The sequence below is a fragment of the Idiomarina sp. UBA4206 genome (genome assembly GCF_002383015.1).
Classification (GTDB): domain Bacteria; phylum Pseudomonadota; class Gammaproteobacteria; order Enterobacterales; family Alteromonadaceae; genus Idiomarina; species Idiomarina abyssalis.
This window is the reverse complement of record NZ_DFTS01000050.1, coordinates 1,441-6,727: the sequence shown is the minus strand read 5'-3', so window position 1 is coordinate 6,727 and position 5,287 is coordinate 1,441. Positions and strand designations below refer to the sequence as shown.

4 protein-coding genes, 1 tRNA gene and 1 pseudogene (1 of these 6 cut by a window edge) are annotated in these 5,287 nt (G+C 47.5%); 4 read left to right on the top strand and 2 right to left on the bottom strand.

Translation table 11 applies throughout. From position 1 onward, the window contains the following. Positions 1-41 (top strand) — tRNA-OTHER (locus B3180_RS10855); it begins 101 nt to the left of the window's first position. A gap of 20 nt (positions 42-61) precedes the next feature. Here B3180_RS10855 and B3180_RS10850 read toward each other — a convergent pair. Beyond that, positions 62-940, bottom strand: coding sequence for a LysR family transcriptional regulator (locus B3180_RS10850; protein WP_222235572.1), 879 nt, complete (start codon positions 938-940; stop codon positions 62-64). A 131-nt stretch (positions 941-1,071) separates the two neighbouring features. On the opposite strand from B3180_RS10850, the gene B3180_RS10845 reads away from it, so the two are divergent. After that, the gene (locus B3180_RS10845) at positions 1,072-2,190 is read left to right on the top strand and encodes an S-(hydroxymethyl)glutathione dehydrogenase/class III alcohol dehydrogenase (RefSeq protein WP_271331215.1); all 1,119 of its coding nucleotides are present in this window, start codon (positions 1,072-1,074) and stop codon (positions 2,188-2,190) included. A gap of 11 nt (positions 2,191-2,201) precedes the next feature. Then, positions 2,202-3,038 carry an S-formylglutathione hydrolase gene (gene fghA / locus B3180_RS10840; protein ID WP_278358799.1) on the top strand — a complete coding sequence of 279 codons (837 nt, stop codon included), beginning with the start codon at positions 2,202-2,204 and terminating at the stop codon, positions 3,036-3,038. A 9-nt stretch (positions 3,039-3,047) separates the two neighbouring features. Here fghA and B3180_RS10835 read toward each other — a convergent pair whose 3' ends face one another. Further along, entirely contained in the window at positions 3,048-4,886 is a 1,839-nt protein-coding gene (locus B3180_RS10835) for a methyl-accepting chemotaxis protein (RefSeq protein ID WP_199494518.1), read from the bottom strand. Positions 4,887-5,090: 204 nt separating this feature from the next. Here B3180_RS10835 and B3180_RS10830 point away from each other — a divergent pair. Next, positions 5,091-5,287, top strand: a pseudogene (locus B3180_RS10830) (4-hydroxybutyrate CoA-transferase); the annotation flags it as partial.

Here is a 5,287-nt window from a genome sequence, read left to right as displayed (position 1 = left end):
CAAGGCGAGGGTCACTGGTTCGAGCCCAGTAGCAACCACCATTTTTTTATCCCTCAGCTTTCTATCTTTTCAGTATTAATTTTTCAGATAAATAATCCAGTAGCACCCGTACTTTAGGAATCACCTGACGATTTTCCGGATACAACGCCCATATGCCATCATCCGGTTGTCGAAAATCCGCTAACACTTCCTCTAACTGTCCATTTTCCAACGACTCAGTCACGTAATAATCCGGCAGCATTGCCAACCCCAAGCCTTTTATTGCGGCATCACGAAGTGCCAGACCATTGTTGCAATGCAGGTACGACTCCGGTCGCACAGTTTCCAGCTTGCCATCAACCTGAAAACGCCATTGCTTAACCGTTCCGGTAAAACAGCGATGCTCATCCAAGTCATCAATGTTTTGCGGACATCCAAATTGACTAAAATAAGCCGGTGAGCCTACGACAAAATGCCGGCGTGACCCTAGTTTCCGGGCGCGTAACCTCGGGTTCCCCAGTTGCCCTAAACGTATAGCCACATCATAACTGCCTTCAATTAAGTCGACCTGCTCGTTTGTCAGCTGTAAATCCAGACGACAATCCGCATAAACCTGCAAAAAATCATTCAACAGAGGTGCAATAAACCGCTCGCCATAGTAGACCGGTGCCGTAATGCGAATTAAACCCTGTGGCTGTTGTGTGCGCTGCTGAATGGCCTGATCGGCATCTCTCAGGCTGGCAACGAGGTGCTGGCAATGGGGCAAGTAGAGCTTTCCCTCTTCTGTTAAGCTGACACTTCGGGTTGAGCGATACAGCAGTTGCATCTGTAGCCTTTGCTCCAGCGCTGCAATATTTCGGCTTACCTGTGCCACCGACAGTCCCAATTGGTGAGCCGCTGCGGTAAAACTATGCAATTCAGCCACTGCCGCAAATTCGCTAATTCCCTGCCAAGGCTTCATACTGCCCCATTATTTCATTAATGAAAAAGTAATTTGTAAAAACAGTAGATTACCTGCTTATGAGAAAAAGTTAAACTTAGGCTACGCTTTTACGTAATGAGACGATGAATCAAACAGTATAAGGAATCAATATGGAAACGATTAAGTCACGCGCTATGGTTGCCTGGGGTCCGGGCGAACCGCTGAAAGAAGAAACAATTGATGTTGCACCACCGAAAAAAGGCGAAGTCCGCGTTCGCATTATTGCAACCGGTGTCTGCCACACTGACGCTTACACCTTGTCAGGTAAAGATCCTGAAGGCATTTTTCCTTCCGTATTAGGTCACGAAGGTGGCGGTATTGTTGAATCTGTCGGCGAAGGCGTCACTTCGGTTGAAGTCGGTGACCATGTCATTCCTTTATACACCGCAGAATGTGGTGAATGTAAGTTCTGCACCTCTGGTAAAACCAACCTGTGTCAGGCGGTTCGTGCCACTCAGGGTAAAGGTTTAATGCCGGACGGTAGCAGCCGCTTTTCAAAAGACGGCGAGACCATTTATCACTACATGGGAACCTCGACCTTCTCTGAATACACCGTTCTACCAGAAATTTCACTGGCGAAAATTCCAAAAGAAGCACCGCTTGAAAAAGTGTGTCTGCTTGGCTGTGGCGTCACCACTGGCATGGGCGCGGTTAAAAACACCGCCAAAGTGCAGGAAGGCGACACGGTTGCGGTATTTGGCCTTGGTGGTATTGGTCTGGCGGTTATCATTGGTGCCGTGCAAGCTAAAGCTTCCCGCATTATTGCCATTGATGTGAACGACGACAAACAAAAAATTGCCAAAGAGCTAGGCGCGACCGACTTTGTGAACCCAACCGAACACGACAAACCCATTCAGGAAGTCATTGTTGATATGACCGACGGTGGCGTCGACTTCTCATTTGAGTGCATTGGTAACGTAGACGTTATGCGCGCTGCACTTGAGTGCTGCCATAAAGGCTGGGGTGAATCTGTCATTATTGGTGTTGCCGGAGCCGGTGAAGAAATTTCTACCCGTCCGTTCCAGCTGGTTACAGGCCGTGTATGGCGTGGCAGCGCCTTTGGTGGCGTTAAAGGCCGTACCGAACTGCCTGACTATGTTAAACAATACATGGACGGTAAGTTTGACCTGGATACCTTTATTACCCATACCATGCCGTTAGAAGACATTAATAAAGCGTTCGACTTAATGCACGAAGGCAAGTCGATTCGCTCAGTCATTCATTATTAATGGAGTCAGTAATGAAACAAGTTAGCGAAACCCGCTGTTTTGGCGGTCGTCAGCTGCGCTTTGAACATGACTCTGAAGTACTGAACTGCACTATGCAGTTCAGTGTCTTTTTGCCATTACGCGCAGAGAAAACAGAGGTTCCGGCGGTCTACTTTTTATCGGGCTTAACCTGCACTGATGAAAACTTTTCCACCAAAGCCGGTGCGCAGCGAGTGGCCACAGAGCTGGGTATTGCCTTAATTATTCCTGATACCAGCCCGCGTGGAGAGGATGTAGCTGACGATGCAGACCGCGCTTACGACTTAGGTTTAGGTGCAGGCTTTTACGTCAACGCGACTGAAGAGCCGTGGAAGTCGAATTATCAAATGTACGACTACATTGTGAAAGAGCTGCCGGAATTGGTTGAAGCGGAGCTGCCGGTTAATGACAAGCGCGCTATTGCAGGTCATTCCATGGGCGGACACGGAGCTTTAGTTATTGGCTTACGTAACAGTGACCGCTACACCAGCATTTCCGCATTCTCGCCGATTACCAACCCAACACAATGCCCCTGGGGTGAAAAAGCCTTTAGCGCGTATTTGGGCGATGATCGCGAACAATGGAAGCAATACGACGCTGTTGAGATCATCAAATCTAAAGGTCAGACACTCCCAATTCGAGTTGATCAGGGCTTAGCTGACGGATTTTTAGACGAACAGTTAAAACCTGAGAACTTAAAAGACGCCATTAGCGAAGTTAACGGCGGCGGTACGGTTCATTTACACGATGGTTACGACCACAGCTATTACTTCATCTCGTCATTTATCGAAGCTCAGCTTCGCTTCCATGCGAAGTACCTGACCGCGTGATACGTCATATCATACGGTAAATTTTATAACCGCCTGACGCAGCTGCTCAGTTTGTTGACGAACCTGAGTGACTGCGTCAGCGTTTGACTGTGCATCATTTGCCGCTTCCACACCGGCATCCCGAACCCGGGTAATATTTCTTGCGGTTTCGTCGACAACTGCGGACTGCTCCTCAACCGCAGTAGCAATAGAGGCCGAGCGGTCGTTAATTTTAACCAGCTCAGTATGAATGCGGTTGAATAGCTCATCGGATTCAGTAGAGTGCTGCGCACTCTCTTCACCCAGCTCATTACACTCTTGCAGGGTATTCACAATAATCTGAGTTTGCTGGTTCAGTTGACTGGTAATTGACTCTATCTCACCAATAGACTTCTGAGTACGGGAAGCCAGCGTACGGACTTCATCCGCCACCACGGCAAACCCTCGTCCCTGCTCACCTGCGCGGGCAGCTTCAATAGCCGCATTCAGCGCCAATAAGTTGGTTTGTTCAGCAATACCATTAATCACCGTCACAATTTGTGTAATAGACGCACTGCGCTCTGCCAAGGTATTCGCTTCAGTTACGCTACTGTTCAACCGTTCTGCTAAATAACGCACTTTCTCAACACCAGCCTGTACCGAGGTACTACCATGTTTCGCCTGTTCAGACAGACTGTTCACTTGCTCAGCAGTATCTTCCGCGTCATTGGCAATAGTGTGTGCCGTGCTACCCATTTCATTAATAGCAGCAGCAACCTGATCCACTTCATGCGACTGCATATCCAAGTTTTGTGAAGTATGGGTCACCGTATCAGACACTTGCTGTGTAAGGCTATTCACCGTTTCGACAGACTGGTTTATTTGCTGAATAACACTGCGGAAATAACTTAGCAGTTCATTAAAGCTATCAACTAAATCGCCAAGCTCGTCATCACGGAACTTCTCCGAGGACAACGTCAGGTCATTACTCGTCTGAACCCTTTGCATATCTTCACGCAATTGGGTCAGCGGCTGATTAATGGAACGTATCACCCAGACCAGCATTGCAATAACAATGAGTGCGATAACAGCAAATACTACGACAGGTACCCACTTCATGGTTGCCTGACGAGAGGCGAGCAATTCGCTCAGCTCTTTATCTAACTGCTCAAGCGACGCTTCCATATTGCTGGCAATAGTTCTGACCTCGCCCTTTATTCCAGACTCTTCATCAAGCCCTATTTCCTTAGAAAGAGCTGCATAACGACCAAAGTCACGGCGGTACGCATCGACTTTTTCCGCAAGTTCAGGCGTTGCAGATAGCTCTCTTTTTAATTCGTCCAGCAAGCCCTCTACCCGGCCGAGATACTTATCGTCGAAGCGCAACATAAAGTCCTTTTCGCTGCGACGAACCTGCAGCAAAGTAACCAAAAGCTCAGTACGTCCGGCAGTATCAATCGCTTCTTCTAACTCATGAGTTGCTGAACGCAGCGCGCCATAAGCACCGCTATTTTCATCTAACCCACGCTGCTGAAATGCGTTGACCAAGTGCTCAAAGTTTTCGCTATAACGTTCTACCTGGCTTTCTAACTGTTCAATCAGTTGAGAGGAAGCTTTATCATCAACCAGAGCATTAAGCTGCTCAAGCCGATTGTCAGTTATGGCAGCTTGTTGAGCTAACTTCTCTGAGTAGCTCTTATCCATTCGTAACAGAAAGTCTTTTTCCGCACGGCGCAATTGCAGCAAGCTATTATGTACGGACTCTCGAAGTTCACTCGCACGATGTAATTCACTCACTTGTGACTGGAAAAGCATCATTAAGGCAAGCAACAAAATAAAGGCCGCTGTGGCGATCAAACCAACAGAAAGAAGCTTATTACGAATTGACATAGCAAACACCCAACAATAAAAGTGGCGGAATAATAGACAGCACCTTCACATTCCGCAATGATCTATTTTGTTAAGGGTATGAATTTTTTATGACAGTAGTATGACAAACGAAAGAAGTATTACTTACTGGGTAAATACCCTCACAGCCAAAGCGGTTATACTTCTGATCTCGCTCAATACTTCTCGCATAAAAAGGAAGCAGTAATGAAGGTAAACTCAGCGGTAGAAGCCCTGTCAATTCTCAACGATGGCGATGTCATCTGGTGCCAGTCGATGGCTGCCACCCCTTATAAACTTCTGGAAGGTCTGAAAGAGATCGCTGCACAACGTAAAGACCTGACGTTGTTACAGTTGCATACAGAGTACAGCGAGATACTCTGTGACCCTGAGCTTAAAGGAAT

What these genes read in the sequence shown, in the direction of transcription:
- B3180_RS10850 (WP_222235572.1), bottom strand. Translation starts at nt 940, where the DNA reads ATGAAGCCTTGGCAGGGAATTAGCGAATTTGCGGCAGTGGCTGAATTG.
- B3180_RS10845 (WP_271331215.1), top strand. Translation starts at nt 1,072, where the DNA reads ATGGAAACGATTAAGTCACGCGCTATGGTTGCCTGGGGTCCGGGCGAA.
- fghA (WP_278358799.1), top strand. Translation starts at nt 2,202, where the DNA reads ATGAAACAAGTTAGCGAAACCCGCTGTTTTGGCGGTCGTCAGCTGCGC.
- B3180_RS10835 (WP_199494518.1), bottom strand. Translation starts at nt 4,886, where the DNA reads ATGTCAATTCGTAATAAGCTTCTTTCTGTTGGTTTGATCGCCACAGCG.